The organism is Ketobacter sp. (assembly GCF_003671495.1).
Taxonomy (GTDB): Bacteria; Pseudomonadota; Gammaproteobacteria; order Pseudomonadales; family Ketobacteraceae; genus Ketobacter.
Genome location: NZ_RCHN01000037.1, coordinates 26,833 through 49,352 on the forward strand (window position 1 = coordinate 26,833; position 22,520 = coordinate 49,352).

Here is a 22,520-nt window from a genome sequence, read left to right on the forward strand (position 1 = left end):
AGCATTGGCCCCTTGAATCAGATGGGCATTAATTTGGGCTTCGGCTACAGGTATACAACGGCAAGCACTGACGGATTCACCCTTCCGCTCAGGACTCACTGCGCCGGCTAACAAGGTGGCGACAACAGGACGCATCACTAAGAATTATTTTCATTTGGATAGTAATGCGGTCTGCTCCATATGTAAACACAACCCCAACCTCTTCTGGAGATCACATTCATAACATGGAATGATGGCATTCCTGTTGACGCCACTCATGGAAAGACGTATTTCAACAACGCTCCATCTATTCAAGGATCTACTCATGCACAATAACTCAGCGCTGTTCTATCTCTACCTTTGCATCGGGCTGTGTGCCCTTGTGCTCACCTGGGTACACATTCCCAGCTACATGGGTGGCGGCATCCTCGACGCCAACATCCAATTCTGGAAAGACGCGCTGGTGAACGCCAATCCGGCCAGCACCTTTCTGGCGGTCGACATTCTGTTCCTGGCCTTGGCAGTGGAAATCTGGATGGTGCTGGAAAGCCGCCGCCTGGGGATACGCTATGTGTGGGGCTACATTGCCATCGCCACCTTCATCGGAATCAGCTTTGCTGTCCCGGTGTTTCTGGCCATGCGGGAAAAGCACCTCTCCGCCGAGCGCCGCAATACAGAGGTCACCTTGAAGGCGTATGATATTGCCATTCTGGTGTTGCTCGGGGTGGTGACCCTGGGCACCGGGGTATGGCTCTATCTCAAATAAGGAATTGCAATGACAGTGTTCGTGGATTCCGCCCTGGAGGCGGTAAAAAATATTCGCTCCGGACAACGGATCTGGGTGCACTCCATGGCCGCGACCCCCTGGGTGTTACTGGATGCCCTGGCAGAACATGCCCTGCAGCACCGCAACATTGAACTCTACCAACTGCACCTGGAACACGCAGAGGGCCTGGCCAAAGCCGTGGATGGCGGCCACCTGGCACCCAAGGCCTATTTCGCCAGCCAGTACAACCGACAGCTGATCCAGGAAGGCAAAGCAGACTACATTCCCATTTCCCTGTCAGAGATTCCACGACTGTTCCGCCGCCGCGAACAACCGATTGATGTGGCCCTGGTGCAGGTTGCCCCACCGGACCGCCACGGCATCTGCTCCCTCGGCATTTCCGTGGAAGCCACCCGCGCTGCCTGCGAAGTGGCCAGCACGGTGATTGCCCACATCAACCCAAGCATGCCCCGCACCCATGGGGATGCGTTCATTCACCTGAACCAGATCAACATCGCCTATGAACAGGACCTGCCCATGCCGGAGCACAGCCCATCAGTGCTGAGCGAGGTTAACCGCCGCATCGGGCAGCAGGTCTCCACACTGATTGATGATGGCGACTGCCTGCAGATGGGTATTGGCGATATTCCCGACGCCACCCTGGCCTGCCTGCGACAACACGAACACCTGGGCATTCACACGGAAATGTTTTCCGATGGCGTGGTTCCCCTGTGCGAAAGCGGCGTGATTGATAACAGCCGCAAACGCAAGCACCCGGGCAAACTGGTGACGGGGTTCGTGATGGGCAGCAAGCAACTCTACGACTTTGTGGATGACAATTCCGAAGTGGCGTTCCTGGATATTGAATACATCAACAGCATCGAGACCATCTGCGGCAATCCCAACATGGTCAGCATCAACAGCGCCCTGCAGGTGGATCTTTCCGGTCAGATCTGCGCAGACTCCCTGGGCACCCACATTTATTCCGGTGTGGGCGGGCAATTGGATTTTGTCATGGGCGCCAGCTTGTCCGAGCATGGCCGCTCCATCATCGCCTTCCCCTCCACCGCCGGCGGCGGCAAATACTCCCGCATCGTGCCAGTGCTGGAGCTGGGCTCCGGGGTGGTGACACCCCGGGGCAGCGTCCACCATGTGGTGACGGAATACGGCATCGCCAACCTGCGCGGCAAAAGCCTGCGGGAACGCACCCGGGCCCTGATCGGCATCGCCCATCCGGATTTTCGGGAACAACTGGCCCGGCAGGCCTTCGAGTTTTGGCGTATCCGCCTGCCATGAATTGGGTTAAGGTGAGTCCCTTGGAACGTATTTTTAAAAGCCCATAGGAGAACAAAAGATGAACACCTTAACAAGCAACGCGCTGAAGATCATGACCGTGGCATTGATTGCGGCACTGGCCCAGGGTTGCACCATCTACTGGAGTGGAATGGTGGACAACAAAAGTGGGAAGAATATTACCGTGACCGGGAAAGGCCCGGATGAGACCACCTGGAAGGTCAACGCCGACGAGACCGTAAAAATCACCTGGAAATATAAATGCCTTGAAGTCACCGAAGGGGGCACGTCCTACTACTTTGATGCGCAGAACGTGCCCAAGGCCGCCCAGAAAATGTCGGGGGTCACCTACACCGTTTACACCGCCTATCGGGATCACCAGATGTTCTATGTAATGGAAGGCGGCAATCCTCAGCCTCTGCCCACTCTGGAAAGCTGCCCCGCCCAATAACATCATAACGGGGCAACTGAAGCGGGTGGCGGTTACAGAATCACGCCGCCCACTTCCACCACTTTCAGAGTGTTGGTGCCACCGTTGACGTTAACAAAATCGCCCTTGGTGAGAATCACTTTGTCACCGGCCGTCACCACCCCCTGCTCCAGCAACACATCCACCGCTTTCTGATTCACTTCCACCGGCGGCACCGTGGCGCTGTCAAAGTTGACCGTCTGAATTCCGCGATACACTGTCAGGCGGCGTTGGCAGGCCGCATGGGGAGTGAAGGCCACGATGGGCAGGCCGGAACGAATCCGCGACATCATGATGGGCGTGGAGCCGGTTTCCGTCATGGCGATGATGGCTTTCACCCCCGGCAACCGATTGGCCACATACATGGCCGCGGTGGCAATGGATTCATCGATGCGGTCCGGCACGTGATCATCCCGCCGCCACTGATCGCGCATCTGATGGGAACGTTCCGCCCCCAGGATGATGCGGTTCATGGCCTGCACGGTGGCCAGTGGAAATTGTCCGGTGGCGGTTTCGGCTGACAGCATCACCGCATCAGTACCATCCAACACCGCGTTGGCCACATCCGAAACTTCCGCCCGGGTCGGTTGTGGATTGCTGATCATGGATTCCATCATCTGGGTGGCGGTGATGACAAAGCGGTTCAATTGCCGGGCACGGAACGTGATGTGCTTTTGCACGCCCACCAACTCGGCGTCACCGATTTCCACCGCCAGATCACCCCGCGCCACCATCACACCATCGGACGCCAGAATAATGTCATCCAGGGTGGCATCTTCTGCCACCGCTTCGGCCCGCTCGATCTTGGCCACCAGTCCACCGCAACCGCCGGCTTGCCGGTAGAGTTCACGGGCTTCATGCACATCGGCGGCATCCCGCGGAAACGAAATGGCAACATAATCCACATCCATAGCGGCTGCCGTCACGATGTCAGCGCGATCCTTGTCCGTGAGCGCCTTGGCGGTGAGTCCGCCACCCTTGCGGTTGACGCCTTTTTTATCACTGAGCACACCACCCAGTACCACCCGGCAATGCACCGCAGGGCCTGCCACCTTTTCCACCGCCAGCTCAATCAGGCCGTCATTGAGCAGCAGGGTGTCACCGGCCTCGCAATCATTGGGCAGTTCCTTGTAGGCAAGCCCCACCGCCTGCTGATCACCGGCGCTTTCATCCATGGCCGCATCCAGAATAAAGGCATCGCCTTTGTGCAGCGTGATCTCACCGCTTTTGAAACGGGCGATGCGGATCTTCGGCCCTTGCAGATCCACCAGGATGGCCACACACGTGTCCAGCTGGGCCGCCACCTTACGAATGCGCTCGCCGACGGCCTGATGATGATCTGCGCTGCCATGGGAAAAATTCAGCCTGAATACATTAACACCCGCTTCGATCAGGGCTTTGAGCATGACTTCGCTATCGCAGGCGGGCCCCACGGTAGCCACAATTTTGGTACGACGCACCTTTATTCCCCCTAGGCATGGTTGTCCGGAGCATAACGCCATCAAGGTGACAGCATTTTGGCAGGAACCACTAATTTATCGTAATCGGCCCCATTTAGAAAACCCAATGTTATAACAGCCTGTTTCAGGGAGGCGTTGTGCTCGTGCGCCCATTTTGCCGCGGCGGCGGCGTTGTCGTAACCAATGTGCGGCGTGAGTGCGGTCACCAGCATCAGCGATTGCTCCAGATACGTGTCCAACTGATCGGCGTTGGCGTCAATGCCCTGCAGACAGTATTGATTGAAGCTGACCATGGCATCGCTGAGCAGCCCCATGGATTCCCACAGGGTGTGCAGCAGCAGAGGTTTGTACACATTGAGTTCAAACTGACCCTGACTGTTGGCCATGGTGATCACGCTGTCATTACCCATCACCCGCAGGCACACCATGGTCAGCGCTTCAATCTGGGTGGGGTTCACTTTGCCGGGCATGATGGAGCTGCCGGGCTCATTGGCAGGCAGTGTGATTTCCCCCAGGCCACAACGCGGCCCGCTGCTCATCAAGCGCAGATCCGCCGCCATTTTATAGAGCACGGTGGCCAGTAACTTGATGCGCCCATGCAGATCCACCAGGGCATCGTGACTGGCCAGCATGGAGAACGGATTAGGCGCCACGCTGTACCCGATGCCGGTAAGTTCCACCAGGTGGCGCACCACCGTTGCGGCCCAACGGGGATGGGTATTCAGGCCGGTGCCCACGGCACTGCCGCCGATGGCCAGCACCTGCAACGAGGCCTGCACCGCCTCCAGTTGCGCCTGGGCGTAATGGAGTTGATGGTAATAACCACTGAATTCCTGACCCAGAGTAACCGGGGTGGCATCCATCATATGGGTACGCCCGCTTTTGATCCGGTGTTGGAATTGCTGTTGCTTCTGCTGCACGGTGTGCAGCACTTGCGTCAGCGCCGGTGCCAGTTGCGTCAACCATGCCTGTACCAGGGTAAGATGCATGGCAGTGGGAAAGGTGTCATTGGAAGACTGGGAAAGATTCACATGATCGTTGGGATGTACCGGCGCCCGCTGCCCCCGGGGTTGACCAGCCAATTCATTGGCCCGGTTGGCTATCACCTCGTTCAGGTTCATGTTGGTCTGGGTGCCGCTGCCGGTCTGCCACACCGCCAGGGGGAACTGATCAGCGTGCTCCCCTGCGATGATTTCATCACAGGCCTGCTCGATGAGCAGACCCAGATCCTGTGCCAGTTTTTCCAATTCCACGTTGGCCCGGGCCGCCGCTTTCTTCAGCAGCGCATACTGCCGGATGAACAGCGGCGGAAAGCGGTCATCGCCAATCTGGAAATGGGTCAGGGCTCTTTGCGTCTGGGCACCCCACAGGGCCTGTACCGGCACCTGCACCGTCCCCATGGCATCGGCTTCGGTTCGCCATTCCATCTCATTTCACCCGACTAACTGTTGCAATACGAAATGCAGAATACCCCCACTCATGAAGTACTGGAACTCATCGTCCGTATCCAGGCGACAATTCAGTTCGCAGCACTCACGACGGCCATCCTTGCGGGTAACGGTCATGGTGATGGTTTGGGGCGCGGAACCACTGTGTGCCATTGCACTGATGCCCTCAAGGTCGATCTGCTCAGTGCCATCCAACTGCAGAGTGGTGCGGTTAACCCCCTCAGGAAATTCCAGCGGCAACACCCCCATCCCCACCAGGTTGGAGCGGTGAATGCGTTCAAAACTTTCCGCAATCACCGCCTTTACGCCCAGCAAGCGGGTGCCTTTCGCCGCCCAGTCCCGGCTCGAACCGGTGCCATATTCCCGCCCGGCGATCACCACCAGGGGCACCCCGCTCTGCTGATATTCCATGGCAGCGTCGTAAATGGACAGTTCTGTGGCGTAGCGCTCGGATGCTTCCAGCTGCATCCGGGTGACACCGCCTTCCACCCCAGGGCACATTTCGTTTTTGATGCGCACATTGGCGAAGGTGCCCCGCATCATGACTTCGTGATTGCCACGGCGGGAGCCATAGGAATTGAATTCCGCTTTGGTCACACCGTGCTGCAACAGGTAACGGCCGGCAGGGCTGGCCTCGGCAATGCTGCCCGCCGGTGAAATATGATCCGTGGTGATACTGTCACCCAGCAGGGCCAGTATTCGTGCGGCATGGATGTCCGCCACCTCGTGCTGTTGGTCTGCAGCAAAAAACGGTGGATTCTGTATGTAGGTGGAGCTGTCCTGCCAGGGATAGGTTTTACTGGGTTCCGCCTTGATGGACTGCCACTGGGCATCACCGCTGAATACATCCGCATACTGCTCCCGGAACATGGCATCGGATACATTGGCCATGGCCTGCTGGATTTCGGCATTGCTGGGCCAGATGTCCCGCAGATAAATTTTTTCACCCTGGGCGTTCTCGCCCACCGGGTCCTGCTCCAGGTTCAACAACGTGGTGCCGGCCAGTGCCATCACCACCACCAGCGGCGGCGATGCCAACCAGTTGCCGCGCACCCGGGGGTGGATGCGGCCCTCAAAATTGCGGTTACCGGACAACACCGAGCACACCGTAAGCTGGCCCGCCTCGATGGCCGCTTCGATGGGGTCCGGCAGGGGGCCGGAGTTGCCGATGCAGGTGGTGCAGCCGTAGCCCACCAGATTGAACCCCAGCTGATCCAGCGCCGACTGCAAGCCCGCTTTGGCCAGGTATTCAGTCACAACTTTGGAGCCCGGCGCCAATGATGTCTTGACCCAGGGTTTGCGCACCAGACCTTTGGCCAGGGCCTTTTGCGCCACCAGCCCTGCCGCCAGCATCACCGCCGGATTGGAGGTGTTGGTGCAGGAGGTGATGGCGGCAATCACCACATCCCCGTCCCCCAGTGTGTAGTCGCTTCCGGGCACGGCCACCCGATTGGGTTGCATACGGCCGGACAGATTGATCATATCCGACACCGCTTTGCCCAGTTGTGGCAGGGGAACACGATCCTGCGGGCGCTTGGGGCCGGCAACACTGGGCACCACTCCGCTCATATCCAGCGTCAGGTTGCTGCTGTACACACGGGGGTGGCGCTCATCCCGCCACAGCCCCTGTGCCTGGCAGTATTCCGCCACCAGCTGCACCTGATGTTCACTGCGTCCGGACAAACGCAGGTAACGCAGGGTTTCATCGTCCACCGGGAAAAACCCGCAGGTGGCCCCATATTCCGGCGCCATGTTGGCAATGGTGGCACGGTCCGCCAACGGCAGTTGATCCAGCCCGGTGCCATAGAACTCCACAAATTTCCCAACCACACCGTGCTGCCGCAGCATTTGCACCACGGTGAGTACCAGGTCGGTGGCGGTCACACCGTCACGCAGTGCACCTGTCAACTCAAACCCCACCACTTCCGGGATCAGCATTGACACCGGCTGGCCCAACATGGCGGCTTCCGCCTCGATTCCGCCCACGCCCCAGCCCAGCACGCCCAGGCCGTTGACCATGGTGGTGTGACTGTCGGTGCCCACCAACGTATCCGGGTAAACAAACGGCTCGCCGTCAACCTCCTGGGTCCAGGCCACCTTGGCCAGGTATTCCAGGTTCACCTGATGGCAGATGCCGGTACCCGGCGGCACCACACGAAAATTATTGAAGGCGCTCTGCCCCCAGCGCAGAAACTGGTAGCGCTCCTGATTGCGCTCCATTTCAATGGCAACGTTATCCTGATAGGCGGACGCATCGGCGAACCGATCCACCATCACCGAGTGGTCGATGACCAGGTCCACCTGACTGAGTGGATTGATCAGCGCCGGGTCCTTGCCGGCTTTGGCTACGGCATCGCGCATGGCCGCCAAATCCACCACCGCTGGCACACCGGTAAAATCCTGCATCAATACCCGGGCCGGTCGATAGGCGATTTCCTGACGGGAACTGCGGGTTTGCGGCCAGGCCAGGAGGGCTTCAATGTGCAGCGGAGTGACAGAACGCCCGTCTTCATTACGCAACAGGTTTTCCAATAGCACCTTGAGCGAGTAAGGCAGTTGGGCGACGGATTCGTGTCCGTTCTGTTGCAATTTGCTGAGGTTGAAAAAGTGGTAGGTGTGGTCGTCAACCTGAAGTTGATCGCGGGTATGGAACGAGTCGTTCACGGTGGCGGACATAGAAACCCTCCTTTGCCAAGCAGACGGTTACGCAATTGCAGCTGTTAGACAGCAAACCCGGTAACGGGTTTCTGCGAGCGGGTGACTAGGTCTTTTTCATGGTGAAGGTTGCGAGCGGGGATGTCAAACCAGAGGCAGGCTTCTGCACATCCGCCCCGGCAAGACGTTGGCACCTTCATTATTCGCCGGTCATTCGCCGGTTCGGTCATGAAGGTGCCCGCCAGAGCCTTCGGCAGGCCCGAGATTACCGCGCCAGGCTGGAAACCGGCGTAAAAGTCGTATCCGCCCGGGTGGCTTTGATGCGTGCAGTGAACTCCTCCGCAGCGGCCTTCTCACCCAGTTTCACCAACAGTTGATTGGCGCCCGGGATGGACTTGCGCAACAACTCGGAGCCCACCCGCAACGGCACCTGCGCCGGCCAGAAGTATTTGGCCCAACGCACCTTGGGCAGACCCAGGCGATCCCCTGCCACATCCCCCAGCACATAGCGGGTATAGCCCGCCCGCAGGGTCTGCTCCAGATCACCCAGTCGTTGCAGCAGCGGGCCTTCACCGTCCAGGGTCGGCGGCGCGCTGGCCAGAGATTGCCCCAGGCGCAGGGAATCTTCATCCGGTTCGCACACGGTGGCCATCACATGGTACAGCGCGCGCATGGAATCCGCTTCGTTGGCCGGCAGCACCCGCTCTTCCACCCCCATCAGGTAACCCACATAACGCCACAGGTGAATCACTGCCTCCCGCTCCCGCTTGCTGAACAGAAAGCCCATGGCCCGCAGGCCGGTAAGAAAGATCGAGGAAAACTCCAGGATGGTGGCCATGCTGTCCCACTGGTTCAGGGGGTGGCCCCACTCGCTGTTCCACTTGCCGGACTCCAACAGCATGCGACGTACCTGGGCATGCATCAGCCGCACCCGCACCGCGCTTTTGAAGCCTTCCTGATCCCGTTCCAGGCCGCCGACAGTGGTCACGTCCATCCAGAATTTGCCGGTCTCCACCAAACGGCGGGGCGTCATGCGATCCAGCTGACCGGTGAACACCAGAGGCTTGGCGGCGGCACCGCCCAGATAGCCGCCCATCAACGCCAGGTTGCGCAACACCAGTTCGCCAAAGGGGCCAACCCGCCGGGAGACCTCACAGCCCAGTTTGAGTTTGTCCCGGTCCAGCCAGATGGGCTCATCGTCCACCTGGGCAAACAGGTCGATCAGGGGCTGGGGTGGATTGTCCACACTGTCGATACCCTGCTCCAGGGCCTGGTCCACCAGCTTGCGGCCCTGACCGGTGGGCAGGTCTTTGTACATCTGCACCACGGCATCCGCCAGGGCATCCCCCATCAGCATGTGACGCTCGATATCCTGCATTTGCGCGGTGGTGGGATGAGGGTCGCTGCCGTACATCAGGCGGAACAGGCGCCGCACAGGCTTGAGTCTGGATCGATTGGGGTCACCCATACGGGAGACGTAACGGATGTGGTGGCTGGCACTCATGTTCATGGAATTTCCCTCGCACAGGTATTGCCGATGAAAAGGGTGCCTTCGGTGTGTAAATTTTATTGTGACGTATCGGCGTTCACGCAAGGCACCGCAAAAGAAAGGCGGGTCCGGCCGCAACCAGAACCCGCCAGTTCTATCGAGCTTAGCAAGGGATCAGCTTCGAAACAAGATGTATACTTTGGCTCGAACTTAGTTTACTTGACGTTCCCGGCCTTCCCAGTAGGGCTTGCGCAGCTCCCGCTTCAGCAGCTTGCCGGAGGGGTTGCGGGGCAGCACGTCCATGAAATCCACGGACTTGGGCACCTTGTATCCAGCAATTTTCTGTTTGGCGAAGGCAATGATCTCATCCTGGGTCGCCTGGGCACCGGGCTTCAGCACCACACAGGCTTTCACCGCCTCACCCCACTTGTCGTCCGGCACACCGATCACCGCCACGTCAGCGATGGCGTCCATGCCGAACAGGGCGCTTTCCACTTCGGCGGGGTACACGTTCTCACCACCGGACACCACCATGTCCTTGATGCGGTCCTGCACGTAAACGTAGCCGTCTTCATCCTTGTACCCGGCGTCACCGGTGTGCACCCAGCCATTGATGAGGGTGGACTCAGTGGCATCCGGACGTTTCCAGTAGCCGATCATATTGGACGGAGACTTGATGCAGATCTCGCCGATGGTACCGGTGGGCACCGGGTTGCCGTCGTTGTCCTTGATTTCCACTTCGATCCCGGGGCGGGTTTTGCCGGCAGAACGCATGCGCGGGTTGCCGTTGGGATCGTGATCTTCCGCCGGCAGGTAAGTGCCATAGCCGATGGTTTCGGTCATGCCGTAGAGTTGGATAAAGCCGCACTGGAACACATCCATGGCTTTTTTCAGCAATGGCAGGGGGATTGGCGAGGCACCGTAGACCATGTACTTCAGGGTGGAGAAATCCGTGTCTTTGCAGGTGGGGTCTGCCAGCACGAACTGCATGGCCGCCGGCACGATGAACATCTTGCTGATGCCAAAGTCGCGGATCGCCTGCAGGCAGCCGGCCGGGGTGAATTCACTCAGCACCACATTCTTGGCACCGGCATAAAGACCGATCAGCGCCCAACCAGTGCCGCCAATGTGGAAGTTGGGCATGGCATTCAGGCTGACGTCTTCTGCAGTCCAGGTGGTCCACTCTTCTTCCGGCTCGCCGGATTCCGCCTGTACCCGGTTGAGGGCGTAGAACGCATGGTGGGACACCATCACGCCTTTGGGGTGGCCGGTGGTGCCACTGGTGTACATCTGCACCGCCACATCGTCAGGCTTCACTTCCACGTCGGGGTCTGCATCGGATTGCGCATCACGCCATTGGGGGAAACAGGGGTACTGATCGTCGCTGTCTTCCAGCAGGATAACCTGTTTGATATGCCCCAGCTCACCCTTGATGGCTTCGTACATGGGCAGGAATTCACGCTCCAGGAACAAGACCGGGGCTTCGGCGTCGTTGAGAATATAGGCCACTTCCGGTGGCGCCAGGCGCCAGTTGATGCCCACCACCACCATGTCCGCCTTGGCGGCGCCGATCAGCAGTTCATAGTACCAGTCGGAGTTTTTGCCCATCACCGCAACGCGGGACTGGGGCGCAATGTCCGCAGCCAGCAGGCCGTTGGCAATCTGGTTGGTGTTCAGGTTGTAGGTGCGATAATCGGTTACCCGATCCTTGAACACAAAGGCCGTGGCATCCGGGCGATGCTGGCCGTGATAGCGAGCGATGTCTCCCAGGTTATTGATTTCCGGGTAGTATGGCATGTTGGGTTCCCTCTAAAATGGCGCCGGCGGGCAATCCCCCGCGGCACAACAAGTGTCGTTATGACGCGCCCATGACGCGATAGTCAGAGCCTAATCAGGCTGGGGGGGCAAATCAATGTCCAAAACGCTCAGCTTGGCCGAGCGAAAATGTGCGCCAGCAGCTTACAACAGCCCCGCCAGGTGGGTGAGGAAGAATCCATACATCTGTTCCACCCGGCTACGGGCTTTGGCCACTTGATCGGCACTGAAATCCTCCGGCACGCTGAACGTCGCACTCCAGATCACCTCGCAACGCTCTGCGTCTGCGCTGGTCAGGGGCTTGACCTGGAAGCGCGCCGTGTAGACCTGCCCTTCCTTGAAGCCTGGCATGGAGAGGATGGCGTATTCGTAACACATGGCCGCCTCGTCCCGGCTTTCGAGGGATTCGCGGGTGACACTGCCGTCCAGCAGCTGGACGGCACGCTCCGCATTGCCGCCCTCCTGGCGGGCGCCGCTGCCGGTGACGGTGACACCGGTCACCCCCGGCAACCAGTTTTGCAGGCCACCGAAGTCGCCGGTGAGTACCCACACCAGGCCGGCCGGGTGATCGAACTGACGGCGCACTTCCACCGTTTCCAGAGTCTGGGTCATGGTCATGCCCTCGTTCCATAATGATGACGCAAAAAGCCCTCGAAATTGCGCAGCCCGGCGTGACGCCGCTGCAACGGGGCAATATCAAAGTTCCAACCCTGCTGATTGTTCCACTGGAACTGGCGGGCGGATTCCGGATTCACCAGGCGCAGCATCAGGCGCATGAGCCAGCGGGACACCGGCGGCAAGCGGCGCCCGGTCACCTTGCGGTACACCGCTTTCATTTCCGCTGCCGTCAGCACGTCCCCGGCCACATCCAGTTCCTGGCCGATGAACTGCTCAGGATGCTCAAACACGTCCGCCGCAAACCAGGCGATGTCCACCACCGAGATCATGTGGAAGCGGGTGCCCGGGTCCAGCAGGCCGATGATGGTGGGCAGCACCCAGAACGGGCTCATGGACTTTTTGGCGCCGGAGGTCATCACTGGCTGGGTGAAATTCTCCATGAAAAACACTTCCCGCAGGAAGGTGCGGGGCAACCCCAGGGAATCGATGTACTGCTCAATCTTGTGCTTGCTCTCAAAATGCAGCACCCCGGCGGCGGCATCGCAATTGGCCACGGAGGTTTGCACAAAATGGCTCACCCCGGCCTGCTTGGCCGCCCGGGCCAACTTGCAGCCCTGCTCCACTTCCCGCGCATGGCCCACGCCTTTCTCCCAGAAATTCTGCACCGAGAACACGCCGTCACAGTCGCTGCAGGCGCGATGGAGGGAAGCCTCGTCGTCCAGATCCCCGGCCACCACCTCCACCCCCTGGCGGGCCAGCGCCTGGGCCGACGCCTTGGCCGGGTCCCGGGTCAGGGCACGCACCCTAAAGCCCTTTTCCAACAGCAGGGGGATCAGGGCGCCACCCTGGGCACCGGTGGCCCCGGTGACCAATATTCGCTTTGTCATGTGTTATGTCAACCCGTTCAGAAAAAACCAGAACCCGCGGGTTCTGCGCGATCATATCAAGCCCGGAGCCTGGTTGAAAGAGCAGCACTCAAGGCCGCCGGCACCACCGGGATAACCCATTGGCGGACCAGGATAAACGCCCGGCCGATGTTTGGCGGGGACGGACCAGTGCAACCGGCTGCTATTTCATAACGTACAGGTAAAGCAAACCACAAGGAGTCATCGCCATGCTGAACCTGCACCCCCCCACCACCCTGCTGATCCACCAGTCCTACGGCGCGCACGCGACACAACGCTTGCTGAAGCTGTATGGAGAGAAGCTGCTCATCGACCTGGGTGGGCGCTTTATCTCGCTCAATGACGCCGTGCAGATCATGCCGGAATTCACTGAGCGGGGCGAAACCATCAACACCCTGTTCAGTCCGGACAACGACTATCAGGAGGACAACGCCAACACCTGCTTTGTTAGCCTGGGCCTGTATCTGCGCGGAGAAGGTGGGCAGCTCTGGGCCCTGGAGTTCCATGACGGGCACATCGTTGCCATTCATCCGGACGCCCGCTGGAACCCGGACAGTGCACAATATGAAATCACAAAAGCCGCAGGCTGCGTTATGATGTGACCGGCAGGCAACCGGGACAGGGAGCAGCATGGCCCACGCACAGAGCGTCCAGACACACCTTGATAGCACCTTGATGCAGGCGCTGACCCGGCTGTTGGGCCCGCGCCTCAGCACCCATCCGGACACCTTGCAGCAGCACGGTCACGGCGAAAGTCATCACCCTCCCCAGCCACCGGCCGCTGTGGCATTCGTGCAAACGGAGGCGGAACTGATCCAGGTGGCGCAATGGTGTCATCAGTTCCGCACCCCCATGGTGGCATTCGGGGCCGGCACCAGTGTTGAGGGCCAGCTGCAATGTGTTAGCGGGGGACTGTGCATTGATTTTTCACAGATGAACCGGATTCTTGAGGTGAACAACGGGGACCTGAACTGTGTGGTGGAGCCCGGCGTAACCCGGGAACAACTGAACCTGCACCTGCGGGACCAGGGCCTGTTCTTTCCGGTGGACCCCGGCGCCAATGCCACCCTGGGCGGCATGGTCGCCACCAATGCCTCCGGTACCACCACCGTGCGTTATGGCGGCATGAAGCACAACGTTCTTAACCTGAACGGGGTACTGGCCAATGGCGACACCCTGGTCACCGGCAGCGCCGCGCGCAAGTCTTCCGCGGGCTACAACCTGACAGAACTGCTGGTGGGATCGGAGGGCACCCTGGCCCTGATCAGCCGCATCCAGTTAAAACTTTACGGCATCCCGGAACAGGTACTGGCCGCACGGGTGTGCTTTCCCAGCGTGCAGCATGCCGTGACCGCGGTGATCACCCTGATGCAATACGGGTTGGCGGTAGCCCGCCTGGAATTGCTGGATCAGGGCAGCCTGCGTGCCGTCAATCAGTATTGCGGCACGGACTATCCCCAGCAGCCCACACTGTTTATGGAGTTTCACGGCAGCACGGCACTGGTGGCGGAACAGGCCGCCACCGCGCAAGCCCTGTGCGAGACCAACGGCGGCGTGAGCTTTGTCGCCACCACCGCCGACGATGAAAAAAAGCGCATGTGGCATGCCCGCCACAACGCCTATTACGCCGCCCTGGCCCAGGTACCTAACGGGCGTGGCTGGGTCACCGATGTGTGCGTGCCCATCTCCCGCCTGGCGGACTGCATCGACGCCACCCAGGCGGATCTGCAGCAGGAAGGCCTGTCCATCCCCATTGTGGGCCACGTAGGAGATGGCAACTTCCACCTGCTGTTCAGTATTGCCCCCGACGATGAACCGGGCCTGCAACAGGCACAACGGATCAATCAACGCCTGATTGACCGGGCCCATGGAATGGGCGGCACCTGCACCGGGGAGCACGGCATCGGTCTGGGCAAGAAAACCTATCTACAGCAGGAAAAAGGCGCCACCAGCGTGGCGGTGATGGCGGCCATCAAGCAGGCACTGGACCCGCTGCAGTTACTGAATCCGGGAAAAATTTTCTAAAAGGGCACACCTGAGGGGGAACATCAATGGAAGCCATACTGGAACTGTTCGAGAACATCAACGACGGCGCGCTGGAGAAGTTGGACCAGTACTACACTGAGGATTGCTATTTTCGCGACCCATTCAATGAGGTCCACAACCGGGATGCTCTTTACAAACTGTTCAAAGCCATGCTGAAGCTGAAAGGGCTGGAGTTCGAAATTCACGACCGCATTCAGCAGGAAGACAAAGCCTTCATCACCTGGGATTTTCGCTTTAAGGCGTTGGGCAAGCAGCAGTGCATCCACGGCGGCAGCCTGCTTAAATTCGCCGCTGACGGGCGGGTGAAAAGTCATGTGGATTACTGGGACGCCGCTGAAGGTGTGTATGAAAAAATCCCCGGACTGGGCTCGGTGTTGCGGTTGATCAAGAAAGCTTTCTAGGTCAGTGTTTCAGGTGCGCGATGGCCTGTGTCATGCGATGGGATAATTCCGCCAGAATCTGTGCCGCACCGGCGTTGCGTTTCACACTGGCGGACACCGCTTCCATTTCTGTGCTGAGGTTGTGGACACTGTGATTCACCTCCTCCACTGTGGCAGTTTGCTGACTGATGCTATGGGCAATCTGGTTGTTGGCATCGCTCATCACCTGCACGTTGCTGGCGATTTCGTGGATCACCCGATCGGCGTTGTCCGCCTGCTCCACGCAGTGACCGGCTTCATCGGAGCGCGCATTCATCACGGCAACGGCCTTGGTGGAACTGTGCTCCAGCCGTTGCAACATGGCTTTGATTTCTTCCGTGGAATCCTGCACCCGTTGCGCCAGGTTGCGCACCTCGTCTGCCACCACCGCAAAGCCCCGCCCCTGTTCGCCGGCGCGGGCGGCCTCGATGGCGGCGTTCAACGCCAGCAGATTGGTTTGCTCGGCAATGGAGTTGATCACATCCAGTGACGCACCGATGGCACCGGTTTCTTCGGCCAGTTGCTGCACCACGTTGGCGCCGGAACGAATCTCCTCCGCCAGCCGGGTGATGGAGGCCACCACAAATTCTGCCTGCTGGTTACCGTCCCGGGCCACCGTCACCGACGCCAGCGAGCGCTGGGTATTGTCGGTGGCATTGCCCTGCACCGCCTGATTGTTCAAGGCCATTTGGGCAATGGCGTCCACCAGGCGGGCCACTTCCTCTTTTTGCACTTCGATACTGTGGGCGTTGCGGTCCACTTCCTTCACCAGATCCTTGGACATCACATCCATGGTCATGGAGGCCGTGCGAATTTCCGTCACAATGCGGGCCAGATCCTTCACCATCACATTGAAAGCATCGGTCATCTGCCCCACTTCATCCCGGGAATGGGAGGCCACTGTCACCCGCAGGTCACCGTCCCGCTGCACCCGCAGCATGGTATCCCTCAGCACCTGCATGGGCGCGGACACAAACCGGATCAGCATCTGCGAACAAAACAATACGGCCGACATCAACACCAACACCACCAGGGCATAGAATCCGCTCTTGGCCAGCGCCAGTTCCCACAACGAGGGCACCGACAGGGGCATGCCCACCAGCCGTTCCCCGTGTTGCCTGATGCTCACATAACGCCCGGGCCCGGCGTCGAAACTGTCCGCCCACCACCGCGCCAGCCAACTTCGATGTTGCAGGGCATCCTGCACACCTGGCTGACGGGGCAGGGTTTCCCAGACTGCCCGCAGGTTGCTGCCGCTGGGGTTTGCACCCAACCAACGGAGTTGTTGATCCTTGATCTCGAATACGTCTTTTAACCCCGGTATTCCAGGTTCGGTGGGGGCTGACTGCGGACTCTGCTCTCGGGCCGGAACCATACTCAGTATCTGCTGGCTGTGGGCTGCAGCCTGGTCCAGCAACCCTTGACGATGATCCATCAACGCCGCCAGCACCAGCAGCAGCATGCCCAGAAAGCTCACGCCGTTAACCAGCCAGAATTTGAATTTAAGCGGTAAATCAATCAGATAGCGAATCAAAGCCAGGCACCAGAGGGGGATAAAAAACCGATATCCTCTTGATTATAGTTAATGATACCCGTTGCAGGCCGGGTAAATGGGGTATGGGTGTTGTGTGAAGCGCGCCCCTCTGGAACAATCCACTCAGCCAACCCAATACTCATCCACCGTTGCCGCTGTGGCAGCAGATCAAGGAGACCACCGTGCCCGGCTTGTTACCCGATATCGATCCCAATGGCCTTTTGGAATATTCCGTCGTCTTCACCGACCGCTCACTGAATCACATGTCACAACAGTTCCAGCAGGTGATGAGGGATATTTCCGATACCCTCAAAGGGGTGTACAACGCTGACGCGGTGGTGGTGGTGCCCGGCGGTGGCACCTATGGCATGGAAGCGGTAGCACGCCAGTTCGCCCACGACAAAAAATGCCTGGTGATCCGCAATGGCTGGTTCAGTTTCCGCTGGACCCAGATATTTGAAGCCGGCCGGATTCCCGCCAGCAGCACCGTATTGAAGGCCCACACCCTCGACGACGCGGCCCAATCCCCCTTCGCCCCCGCCGCCATCGACACCGTGGTGGACACCATCCTGAAAGAAAAACCGGATCTGGTGTTTGCGCCCCATGTGGAGACCGCTTCGGGCATTATGCTGCCGGATGCCTACATCAAAGCCGTCGGCGAGGCCGTACACCAAGTGGGTGGACTGTTTGTGCTGGACTGCATCGCCTCCGGCACGGTATGGGTGGACATGATGGCCAACCACGTGGACGTGTTGATCTCGGCCCCACAAAAAGGCTGGAGCTCATCCCCCTGCAGCGCCCTGGTGATGTTGAGCCCAGCCGCCAGCGAACAACTGGAAGCCACTACCAGCAGCAGCTTTGCCTGTGACCTGAAGAAATGGCGCCAGATCATGGCCGCCTACGAAGGCGGCGGTCACGCCTACCACGCCACCATGCCCACCGACGCCCTGAAGACATTCCGCGACACCATGCTGGAGACCAAAGCGTTGGGCTTTGACACCGTGAAAGCCCAACAGCTGGAGTTGGGGCAGCGGGTGCGCACCCTGTTTGCCGGGTATGGCTTCAAGAGTGTGGCCGCCGACGGCTTTGGCGCCCCCGGTGTCGCTGTTTTCTACACCGCGGACAGCGCATTGCAGACCGGAAAACCGTTCCTGGAACAGGGGCTGCAAGTGGCGGCCGGTGTGCCGCTGCAATGCGATGAACCGGCGGACTACAAGTCCTTCCGCATCGGGCTGTTCGGGCTGGACAAACTGCAGAACATCGATCGCACTGTGGCCCGCCTGGAGGCGGCGTTACAACAAGTGAGTGGTAGCGCCTGATTACAACCTATGCCTGAAATGCCGGGTACTGAATCCAGTACCCGGCACGACACCGTCAGAGGGAAATGGCGTTGGAACGGGGCCGCCCACTGGGGGCAGACACCGCGTTGGAACGGGGGCGCCCCACCGGGATGGAGATGGCGTTGGAGCGGGCCCGGGTCTGGACTTTGGGGGCCCGGGTCATCATCAACCAGGGAGCCTCGGGCCGGTTCCACGGGAAGATGGCATTGAACTCGTTGATGGACATGGTTTGATTGGGGCCAGTCCAGGGATCATGAATGGTGACCGTATTGTCACTGCCCCGCGCACCCACCAGGCAGATAATGTGCCCACCCACCAGTTTGCCGTTCTGATTAAAGCCACGACCCACAAAGCAGGGGCCACACTCCCGCAACACTTCCGCCAGACCGTCACTGGTCCACTTTTTATCTTTCGGCAAGGGCACCTGCACCAGGCCTTCGTTCTTGGCCACTTCCGGCAGCACCGCCGGGCGCACCGGCAGCGGTGCCGTATTGCCTTTCTTGTCCACATCCTGGGGTGAACCATCGGGCTTCACATACTGGGACGGCACCCCCAGTCGGGGGCCCTGCTCATGGTAATAGCCGATCATGCAGCAGGTGGCGTACCAGCAACCGTTGGTTTCGTCCCGACCGACACCGGCATGTCCGCCGATGTTAAGTTGGGACACGAAGGGTACATCCAGATATATATCAGCCATGAGCGGGCTCCTTCATGAGCAATTGCTTGTTAGGGTTGTTTATTGTTGTGTTATTGACACGCGGTACTGAGGCGATCTGTAAAAGAATAGAGGTCAGAGCAGCGCGGGGCCACTGTAAATTTGTGATAATCCCACCACAATATGTGGCTTCCCAATGTGGGAAAATTCACACGCGTTGGCGCGAATCAAGGCGTTAGCAGCGGTGAAGCCATGGCACGTGACTTGCCTAAGCCTGAACCAATAGGCAATATGCAATGTGCAGAGTCGTTGTCAGCAGGGGATATCGGATGCACCACCGTGCTTTGTTCAGGGTCTCATGGTTGTCGGTCTTGCTGCTGTTCCCAATGCTGGTGAGCAGCGCCCGCGGCGATGTGCTCCAGGTGGCGGTGGCCTCAAATTTCACAGCTGTCATGAAGGGCCTGGTGCCCCACTTTGAAGAACACTCCGGGCACAGAGTAAAACTGTCGTTCGGGTCTTCAGGCAAGATTTACGCGCAGATCCGCAACGGTGCTCCCTTCCAGGTTTTTTTGTCCGCCGACCAGGATAAACCCATTGCTCTGGAGCAGGCCGGCCTGAGCGTCGCCGGCAGCCGCTTCACCTATGCCATCGGCGCCCTGGTGCTGTGGTCCTCCCACGCGGATTTCATTGATCCCTCTCTCACCCGATTGAGAAGCGGCAACTTCAACAAACTGGCGTTCGCCAACCCCAAAGTCGCCCCCTATGGCAGTGCGGCATTGGAAGTGCTGCAGGCACTGGGCCTGCGGGACAGCACCGAACGCCAGTGGGTGCAGGGGGAAAACATTGCGCAAACCTATCAGTTTGTGGCGTCGGGCAACGCGGACTTGGGGTTTGTGGCTTTGTCGCAGGTGATGGACAAGGGTCACATCGCCCAAGGCTCCAGCTGGGTGGTTCCCACCGAACTCTACAGCCCCATCCGCCAGGATGCGGTGTTGTTGCAGTCAGCCGCCAACAGCAAGGCGGCATTGTCACTGTTGCAGTACCTGCGCAGTGAAGAGGCCCGCACCATCATTCATCAGTACGGCTACCAGACCGAGTAATCCTGGCCAGGAGGAATCATGCAGGAAACCACCATGCAAACATTGGGTTTTATCGGCCTGGGCAGTCAGGGCGCCCCCATGGCCCGCCGCATGATGGCGGCCGGTTATGAGCTGGTGCTGTGGGCACGCCGCCCCCAGAGCCTGGAGCCCTTTGCCAACAGCGCCGCTCAATACGCCGAAGACATTAACGCTCTGGCTCAGCAAGTGGACTATTGTGGTCTGTGCGTGGTGGATGATGATGGCGTGCGGGAAATCTGTGAACAATTGATTCCGGCCATGCGGCCCGGGACCTGTATTGTCGTTCACTCCACCGTCACCCCCGCGCTGTGCCAGGAACTGGCGGGCACAGCTCAGGCACGGGGTGTCACGCTGCTGGATGCACCGGTCAGTGGCGGTGGTACGGCTGCCGCTGCCGGCACCCTCACCGTGATGCTGGGGGGCACCGAGGCGGCGGTGGAGCGGGTCCGGCCCATCCAGCAAGCCTTTTCCAACGACATCATTCACCTGGGCGCAGTGGGGTCAGGCCAACAGGCCAAGCTGGTGAACAACAATCTGATGGCAGCCAACCTGGCCCTGGCGCACCATGCCTTGCAACTGGCAGATGCCCTGGGTATGGCGCGGGAGGAATTTATCCGCCTGGTACAAGGCAGCAGCGGGCGCAGCTTTGCCTTTGAGGTTTGCGCCAGGATGACCACGCCGACGGAGTTCCAACATGGCGCCAACCTGCTGGCGAAGGATGTGCGCTTGCTGGGGGAATCCAGCAACGACCACGTCAGCTACGCCACCCTGCGCGATGTGGCCAACGGTTTTCTGCAACTAGCGCTGCACCACGAAACCTGAGTCTTTCAGCACCCAGGTGGCCGGCGTGATGCCCGCCTCCCGCAGCTTGAATTTCTGCACTTTGTTGGTGGGGGTATAGGGCAGCGTTTCCACAAACTCCATGTACTGGGGCACAAAGTAGTAAGGGGCGTTTTCGTTGATGAAGGCCGCCATCTGCTCGTAGGTGATGTCCGCATTCGGCTTCAATACCACATTGAGTTTGAGCAGGGATTCCCCCTTGACGTCGGTCGAAGGAATGCCGAAGGCCGCCACGTCTTTCACCATGGGATGCTTGCGCAGCACCATCTCCACCTCCATGGTGGAAATGTTGCGCCCGGCATAACGCAGGGCGTCTTTTTTGCGATCCACAAACCAGTAGGCGCCGCTGGGGTCGCGCTTGCCCAGATCGCCGGTGTGATACCAGCCGTCCTGAAAGGCTTCTTCAGTGGCTTTGGGATCGTCGAAGTAACCGTTGAAAATCAGGTTGGGCTGCAGGCATTTCATGCAGATCTCCCCCACCTCCCCATCCGGCACCGGCTTGCCGTCATCATCCAGCAAGGCAATCTCGGTGTCGTCCAGGGGCCAGCCCAATGAACTGAAGGGCACTTTTCCCATGCAATGGGTTTGGGTGAAGATCAGCATGGCTTCGCTCTGACCCAGCCCCATGGGCAGCAGCTCCACGCCAAAACGTTGGGAAAACGGCTCCCGCATGGCATCGGGCATGGGCACCATCTGCGCCACCCGCAAGGGGTGGTTTCGATCATCGTCACTGGGCGGTGCGTTGAACAGGAAGTGATGCATGGCCCCCAGGGTGAAGGTCTGGGTGGCACCAAAATGTCGGATACGATCCCAGAAGGTGGTGACGGAAAAGCGCTTTTCCAACACCACCGGAATCCCTTCATACAAGGCACGAATCACCGCCGTGATCCAGGCGCCGGAATTGTAGAGGGGTAATACGTTATAGATCACGTCACCCTCGCGACTGTCAAAATAAATGGAGGCCGCCTGGGCAATGGGGCGAATCCAGCTGTTGTGACTTTGCAACACGCCTTTGGACTTGCCGGTGGTGCCCGAGGTCCACAACACGGCACAGCTGTCGCCGTAATCCATGCCGCTGTAGTCCGGCACCAGGGGGGCGTGATCCTCCAGCGCGGCAAAGCTGATGGCATCGGCCAGTGTGATCTGATCCTCCGACCCCAGCACCACCCGCTTCTCATCCTGCAGGCTGTCGGCCACCGCCTGCACCCGATCCTGCAAGGCCACTTCGGTGATCAACACTTTGGCGCGACTGCGCTGGATGGTTTCACTGAGCCAGGCACCTTTGTAATCGGTGTTGATGGGCACCCAGATGGCACCCAGCTTGTTGGTGGCCAGGGCCACCAGCACGGTCTCGATGCCGCTGTCCAGGTAAAAGCAGACCCGATCCCCTTTCATCACCCCCAGTGCCTGCAGGCCGGCGGCGATGCGATTGCACTCGTCCTCTGCCTGGGCAAAGGTCAGGCGCCGCTCGTCGGTGATCAGGAACTCGGTGTCCGCGGACTGTTGGGCCTGCTGGGTCAACATCTTGGGCAGGATGCGGTTGCGATTGTCGGATAGATCAAGCTTGTTCACGGAGGCCTCGCTACGGTCAGCTGGACACGTCATTCGTTGTTGTTTTTAGCCACATTGAAGCATGAAAAAGGCGGTGGCTTCCATTTATGCAATTATTTT

At 59.4% G+C, this 22,520-nt stretch carries 19 protein-coding genes; 9 read left to right on the forward strand and 10 right to left on the reverse strand.

Translation table 11 applies throughout. The features are described 5' to 3' along the window. Nucleotides 1–304 precede the first annotated feature (304 nt). Genes D9N14_RS17710 through D9N14_RS17720 form a run of 3 tightly spaced genes read left to right on the forward strand, consistent with a single transcriptional unit; the run spans nucleotide 305 to nucleotide 2,489 of the window. Nucleotides 305–745: a DUF2834 domain-containing protein gene (locus D9N14_RS17710; RefSeq protein WP_290582192.1), complete on the forward strand. Its 441-nt coding sequence runs from the start codon at nucleotides 305–307 to the stop codon at nucleotides 743–745. A gap of 9 nt (nucleotides 746–754) precedes the next feature. Further along, the gene (locus tag D9N14_RS17715) at nucleotides 755–2,041 is read left to right on the forward strand and encodes an acetyl-CoA hydrolase/transferase family protein (RefSeq protein WP_290582194.1); all 1,287 of its coding nucleotides are present in this window, start codon (nucleotides 755–757) and stop codon (nucleotides 2,039–2,041) included. A gap of 58 nt (nucleotides 2,042–2,099) precedes the next feature. Then, entirely contained in the window at nucleotides 2,100–2,489 is a 390-nt protein-coding gene (locus D9N14_RS17720) for a hypothetical protein (protein ID WP_290582196.1), read from the forward strand. A gap of 32 nt (nucleotides 2,490–2,521) precedes the next feature. Here the strand turns inward: D9N14_RS17720 and pyk are convergent, their stop codons facing one another. The 7 genes from pyk to D9N14_RS17755 form a co-directional block, all read right to left on the reverse strand. Then, entirely contained in the window at nucleotides 2,522–3,973 is a 1,452-nt protein-coding gene (gene pyk, locus D9N14_RS17725; RefSeq protein WP_317622642.1) for a pyruvate kinase, read from the reverse strand. A 35-nt stretch (nucleotides 3,974–4,008) separates the two neighbouring features. Further along, nucleotides 4,009–5,394 carry a class II fumarate hydratase gene (locus D9N14_RS17730; protein ID WP_290582200.1) on the reverse strand — a complete coding sequence of 462 codons (1,386 nt, stop codon included), beginning with the start codon at nucleotides 5,392–5,394 and terminating at the stop codon, nucleotides 4,009–4,011. A gap of 6 nt (nucleotides 5,395–5,400) precedes the next feature. Further along, a complete protein-coding gene (gene acnA, locus D9N14_RS17735; protein WP_290582202.1) occupies nucleotides 5,401–8,091 on the reverse strand; it encodes an aconitate hydratase AcnA in 2,691 nt (896 codons plus the stop codon). A 244-nt stretch (nucleotides 8,092–8,335) separates the two neighbouring features. Further along, on the reverse strand, nucleotides 8,336–9,580 hold the full coding sequence (locus D9N14_RS17740) for an oxygenase MpaB family protein (RefSeq protein WP_290582204.1): 1,245 nt from the start codon (nucleotides 9,578–9,580) through the stop codon (nucleotides 8,336–8,338). A 189-nt stretch (nucleotides 9,581–9,769) separates the two neighbouring features. Beyond that, nucleotides 9,770–11,356 (reverse strand): fatty acid--CoA ligase, encoded by a 1,587-nt coding sequence (locus D9N14_RS17745; protein ID WP_290582206.1) that lies wholly within the window; start codon nucleotides 11,354–11,356, stop codon nucleotides 9,770–9,772. 162 nt (nucleotides 11,357–11,518) lie between these two features. Then, nucleotides 11,519–11,992 carry an SRPBCC family protein gene (locus D9N14_RS17750; RefSeq protein WP_290582208.1) on the reverse strand — a complete coding sequence of 158 codons (474 nt, stop codon included), beginning with the start codon at nucleotides 11,990–11,992 and terminating at the stop codon, nucleotides 11,519–11,521. Then, complete coding sequence (locus D9N14_RS17755) at nucleotides 11,989–12,879, reverse strand: NmrA/HSCARG family protein (protein WP_290582210.1); 891 nt, start codon at nucleotides 12,877–12,879, stop codon at nucleotides 11,989–11,991. Before D9N14_RS17755 ends, D9N14_RS17750 begins: the two co-directional genes overlap by 4 nt. A 227-nt stretch (nucleotides 12,880–13,106) precedes the next feature. Between D9N14_RS17755 and D9N14_RS17760 the strand changes: the two genes are divergently transcribed. From D9N14_RS17760 to D9N14_RS17770, 3 genes are read left to right on the forward strand one after another with little or no spacing between them, the layout of a single operon-like run. After that, nucleotides 13,107–13,499 carry a hypothetical protein gene (locus D9N14_RS17760; RefSeq protein WP_290582212.1) on the forward strand — a complete coding sequence of 131 codons (393 nt, stop codon included), beginning with the start codon at nucleotides 13,107–13,109 and terminating at the stop codon, nucleotides 13,497–13,499. A 28-nt stretch (nucleotides 13,500–13,527) separates the two neighbouring features. Then, nucleotides 13,528–14,922, forward strand: coding sequence for an FAD-binding oxidoreductase (locus D9N14_RS17765; RefSeq protein WP_290582213.1), 1,395 nt, complete (start codon nucleotides 13,528–13,530; stop codon nucleotides 14,920–14,922). 26 nt (nucleotides 14,923–14,948) lie between these two features. After that, on the forward strand, nucleotides 14,949–15,344 hold the full coding sequence (locus D9N14_RS17770) for a nuclear transport factor 2 family protein (RefSeq protein WP_290582215.1): 396 nt from the start codon (nucleotides 14,949–14,951) through the stop codon (nucleotides 15,342–15,344). 1 nt (nucleotide 15,345) lies between these two features. On the opposite strand, the gene D9N14_RS17775 is transcribed toward D9N14_RS17770, so the two are convergent. After that, the gene (locus tag D9N14_RS17775) at nucleotides 15,346–16,896 is read right to left on the reverse strand and encodes a methyl-accepting chemotaxis protein (RefSeq protein WP_290582217.1); all 1,551 of its coding nucleotides are present in this window, start codon (nucleotides 16,894–16,896) and stop codon (nucleotides 15,346–15,348) included. A 182-nt stretch (nucleotides 16,897–17,078) separates the two neighbouring features. Here D9N14_RS17775 and D9N14_RS17780 point away from each other — a divergent pair, with 182 nt between their 5' ends. After that, nucleotides 17,079–18,215, forward strand: coding sequence for an aminotransferase class V-fold PLP-dependent enzyme (locus D9N14_RS17780; protein WP_290582219.1), 1,137 nt, complete (start codon nucleotides 17,079–17,081; stop codon nucleotides 18,213–18,215). 55 nt (nucleotides 18,216–18,270) lie between these two features. Here the strand turns inward: D9N14_RS17780 and D9N14_RS17785 are convergent, their stop codons facing one another. Then, the gene (locus D9N14_RS17785; RefSeq protein WP_290582221.1) at nucleotides 18,271–18,933 is read right to left on the reverse strand and encodes a papain-like cysteine protease family protein; all 663 of its coding nucleotides are present in this window, start codon (nucleotides 18,931–18,933) and stop codon (nucleotides 18,271–18,273) included. A gap of 287 nt (nucleotides 18,934–19,220) precedes the next feature. Between D9N14_RS17785 and modA the strand changes: the two genes are divergently transcribed. Together modA and D9N14_RS17795 are read left to right on the forward strand one after the other, a co-directional pair. Further along, a complete protein-coding gene (gene modA / locus D9N14_RS17790; protein WP_290582223.1) occupies nucleotides 19,221–19,991 on the forward strand; it encodes a molybdate ABC transporter substrate-binding protein in 771 nt (256 codons plus the stop codon). Between the two features lie 18 nt (nucleotides 19,992–20,009). Then, nucleotides 20,010–20,831, forward strand: coding sequence for an NAD(P)-dependent oxidoreductase (locus D9N14_RS17795; RefSeq protein WP_290582225.1), 822 nt, complete (start codon nucleotides 20,010–20,012; stop codon nucleotides 20,829–20,831). Here the strand turns inward: D9N14_RS17795 and D9N14_RS17800 are convergent. Next, nucleotides 20,808–22,421, reverse strand: a complete 1,614-nt coding sequence (locus D9N14_RS17800) for an AMP-binding protein (protein ID WP_290582227.1) — start codon at nucleotides 22,419–22,421, stop codon at nucleotides 20,808–20,810. The genes D9N14_RS17795 and D9N14_RS17800 overlap by 24 nt on opposite strands. Nucleotides 22,422–22,520 lie beyond the last annotated feature (99 nt).

Bases quoted from the DNA above. Each gene is read 5' to 3' on its own strand.
- D9N14_RS17710 (WP_290582192.1), top strand. From the start codon at position 305: ATGCACAATAACTCAGCGCTGTTCTATCTCTACCTTTGCATCGGGCTG.
- D9N14_RS17715 (WP_290582194.1), top strand. From the start codon at position 755: ATGACAGTGTTCGTGGATTCCGCCCTGGAGGCGGTAAAAAATATTCGC.
- D9N14_RS17720 (WP_290582196.1), top strand. From the start codon at position 2,100: ATGAACACCTTAACAAGCAACGCGCTGAAGATCATGACCGTGGCATTG.
- D9N14_RS17730 (WP_290582200.1), bottom strand. From the start codon at position 5,394: ATGGAATGGCGAACCGAAGCCGATGCCATGGGGACGGTGCAGGTGCCG.
- acnA (WP_290582202.1), bottom strand. From the start codon at position 8,091: ATGTCCGCCACCGTGAACGACTCGTTCCATACCCGCGATCAACTTCAG.
- D9N14_RS17740 (WP_290582204.1), bottom strand. From the start codon at position 9,580: ATGAACATGAGTGCCAGCCACCACATCCGTTACGTCTCCCGTATGGGT.
- D9N14_RS17745 (WP_290582206.1), bottom strand. From the start codon at position 11,356: ATGCCATACTACCCGGAAATCAATAACCTGGGAGACATCGCTCGCTAT.
- D9N14_RS17750 (WP_290582208.1), bottom strand. From the start codon at position 11,992: ATGACCATGACCCAGACTCTGGAAACGGTGGAAGTGCGCCGTCAGTTC.
- D9N14_RS17755 (WP_290582210.1), bottom strand. From the start codon at position 12,879: ATGACAAAGCGAATATTGGTCACCGGGGCCACCGGTGCCCAGGGTGGC.
- D9N14_RS17760 (WP_290582212.1), top strand. From the start codon at position 13,107: ATGCTGAACCTGCACCCCCCCACCACCCTGCTGATCCACCAGTCCTAC.
- D9N14_RS17765 (WP_290582213.1), top strand. From the start codon at position 13,528: ATGGCCCACGCACAGAGCGTCCAGACACACCTTGATAGCACCTTGATG.
- D9N14_RS17770 (WP_290582215.1), top strand. From the start codon at position 14,949: ATGGAAGCCATACTGGAACTGTTCGAGAACATCAACGACGGCGCGCTG.
- D9N14_RS17785 (WP_290582221.1), bottom strand. From the start codon at position 18,933: ATGGCTGATATATATCTGGATGTACCCTTCGTGTCCCAACTTAACATC.
- modA (WP_290582223.1), top strand. From the start codon at position 19,221: ATGCACCACCGTGCTTTGTTCAGGGTCTCATGGTTGTCGGTCTTGCTG.
- D9N14_RS17795 (WP_290582225.1), top strand. From the start codon at position 20,010: ATGCAGGAAACCACCATGCAAACATTGGGTTTTATCGGCCTGGGCAGT.